This window comes from Carboxylicivirga longa, from assembly GCF_050589825.1.
Taxonomy (GTDB): Bacteria; Bacteroidota; Bacteroidia; order Bacteroidales; family Marinilabiliaceae; genus Carboxylicivirga; species Carboxylicivirga longa.
In genome coordinates this window covers 1-2538 of the sequence record NZ_JBNGOZ010000048.1, presented here as the reverse complement: position 1 = coordinate 2538, position 2538 = coordinate 1, and the positions used below count along the sequence as shown (strand labels likewise).

Below are 2538 nucleotides of genomic sequence, written 5' to 3'. Positions count from 1 at the left end.
ATCTCTCAAAGATCGTGTTTCCTGATAATCAGGAATCTTTATTAAATTGTACCCTTGATGGACATTCAGGGCACACAACAGGGCACAACAAACCGCAATAGCGCATAAGGCGTTCGTAGCATTTAGGTAGGTCGGCAACTTCGGCAAACAACGCCAAATCGCTGATTTGGCTTTAAAAAAGAAAAGTTAAAAACAAATACAGCGCTTTGGCTTTGCTCTACTTGGAAAGTTCGTAAGGTTAATAACGCCTTACAGCGCCATGCGGCAGGCCGTTGGGGGCAAGCGAAAAAACCTAAAACCCTTAAGTATGAAAGACGATTATGATATTGAATATTGGGAACAGGATTCAAGCCTTTATGAAAAAGAAGATTGGAAAGGTTTATTAAAACTTCGCAAAGAATTTGTAATCAAACATCCGAATGATTTAAATAATCAAGAGCGATATATTGAAGCATTAATATTAAACAAAAAATATAATGAAGCAATTAATTGTGTAACCCCACTGTATGACAAATATTATGAGAAGGGATTTGGAGTTGGTCAAATTGTCGAAGCATTAGCAGGACTTGGAAAGACTGAAAATGATTTTAACTGGAAAATAAAACCAAAGATTTTAAAACTGAATAAAGACATTTTAGAAATCTGCATTCAACAATTAAAGACTAAAAAAGAGCCCGTTACTATAAATGAATTGTATTGCGATATAATTATAGATTCCGATTACACTATGTTTGAAGAAGACTCCTTTTTCTACTTTTTAAAAACTAATAAGGATTTATTTGATTTCACAGGCGACATAGAATTTTGTTTGGGCACAAAAATAAAGCTGAGATAAAAATATAATACAAACAAATGCCAGCCCCCAACAAACCGCCATAGCGCATAAGGCGATCAGTGCGGTTCCGGAGGCTTGCCACTACGGTCAGCTCCGCCAAATCGTTGATTTGGCTAAATACAAGGAAAAAGTTAAAACCAAATACAACGCTTTGGCTTCCCTCCTTTTTGGAAGGTTGGTGAGGTCAACATTCGCCTTACGTCGCCATGCGGCAGGCCGTTGGGCGCAACGAACTCGAATGGGGCGCTTCGATTTAACAAAACAAAAACGGGACGCAAAACCGTAAAATCGCGAAAAGTGGTTTAAGGTCAAAGCAATTTAAAACCAAGGCGCGCATTTCTGGACTAGCAAACAAAACGTAGCGGGACCGGGACTTCCTAACGGACACGGCGGACTAATCCCGGCCGGCACTTTTTCAGTCACGCAGCCGGACTTCCGATTTGCAGTAGGACTCTCGGACAGCTGTTTACGGACTCACGTTTTAGGGTTGTTTAGGTGTAGCCGGACTTCAAAATAACGTTTATGGACAAAGGCGCGCCAAAACCTAGAATACAAAGCTGTTTAGACGGAAAAAGCAGAATAACGTAAAGATTTTCAGCCCGTTTTTGATGCACAGAACCGAAAAGTAAATTAAATCGCAGCGCCCAACAAACCGCCATAGCGCATAAGGCGATTACTGCGGTGCCGAAGGTTCACCACTTCGTTCAGCTCAGCCAAATCGTTGATTTGGCTAAACACAAGGAAAAAGATAAAACCAAATACAACGCTTTGGCTTCCCTCCTTTTTGGAAGGTTGGTGAGGTCAACATTCGCCTTACGTCGCCATGCGGCAGGCCGTTGGCAGTAATTTAAACCAATCCATCAAAATGAAAAAGGTCATTTATACAATAGCCATAATATCAATAGCTTTTAATCTATTAGGACAGAATAATGATAACATGATTGGACTATTCAAAAAAGAAAATAAGGAAGACAATGCTTTGAGAAAAAAGCGGTCAGAAAAGTTATTAAAATCAAAAGGACTGAAAATTAACTATAATCTCCCTCTTGTTGAGAGTGAATCTGAAACAACTATAAGAACTGCAAAGGAAATTGCAGAAAGAGTGACAGTACTTGCTGTGACAAACATGGTAGCTTTTGGAGGTTTTACTGGTGAGGAAGCTATTGATTATCTTAAAAAATATAACCTGTTTAATAAATTAACTCCCAAAGAGCGCGAATTCTTAAATAACCCTACAGATAAACGAAAGAATGAAGAAAGTTGGAAATGTGAATGCATCTGGACTTTGATGTGGGCTCTTAAAGTTGTTCCTGAATTAGATTTTCCTACTGAAACATGTGATTTAAACAACATTGATATTAAAAATTATCCGCTGGTTCAAGGCAAAGACCCGAATGACTATATTAACCGATTTTCTGAGACAAGGACAAAAAGTGAAATATTAGATGCCGTAGACCTCTATTATAGAATTGACTGGGCATGCGTTGACGCTAGGATAAATAATAGGGAGATGGAAATAGTGCATTCTGGGGTTGTTTATGAAAGACATTATGCTTTAAACTGGCTTGTAAATTATTCTGACCAAGAATGGGATGATATTACATGTGACACCTAATAAAAAACTACTGCCAACAATGGCTAATAAAGCATCGTTAGTTTGTGGTTTACTAAATACGTATCAAAGTAAATAGTTAAACATGATT

Annotated in this window: 2 protein-coding genes; both read left to right on the top strand. The window is 38.3% G+C overall.

Annotation, left to right across the window (positions count from 1 at the left end):
- Positions 1–307 precede the first annotated feature (307 nt).
- Positions 308–835, top strand: coding sequence for a hypothetical protein (locus ACRD7A_RS18935; protein WP_430812961.1), 528 nt, complete (start codon positions 308–310; stop codon positions 833–835).
- Positions 836–1700: 865 nt separating this feature from the next.
- On the top strand, positions 1701–2450 hold the full coding sequence (locus ACRD7A_RS18930; RefSeq protein WP_430812960.1) for a DUF4272 domain-containing protein: 750 nt from the start codon (positions 1701–1703) through the stop codon (positions 2448–2450).
- Positions 2451–2538 lie beyond the last annotated feature (88 nt).

Bases quoted from the DNA above. Each gene is read 5' to 3' on its own strand.
- ACRD7A_RS18930 (WP_430812960.1), top strand. From the start codon at position 1,701: ATGAAAAAGGTCATTTATACAATAGCCATAATATCAATAGCTTTTAAT.
- ACRD7A_RS18935 (WP_430812961.1), top strand. From the start codon at position 308: ATGAAAGACGATTATGATATTGAATATTGGGAACAGGATTCAAGCCTT.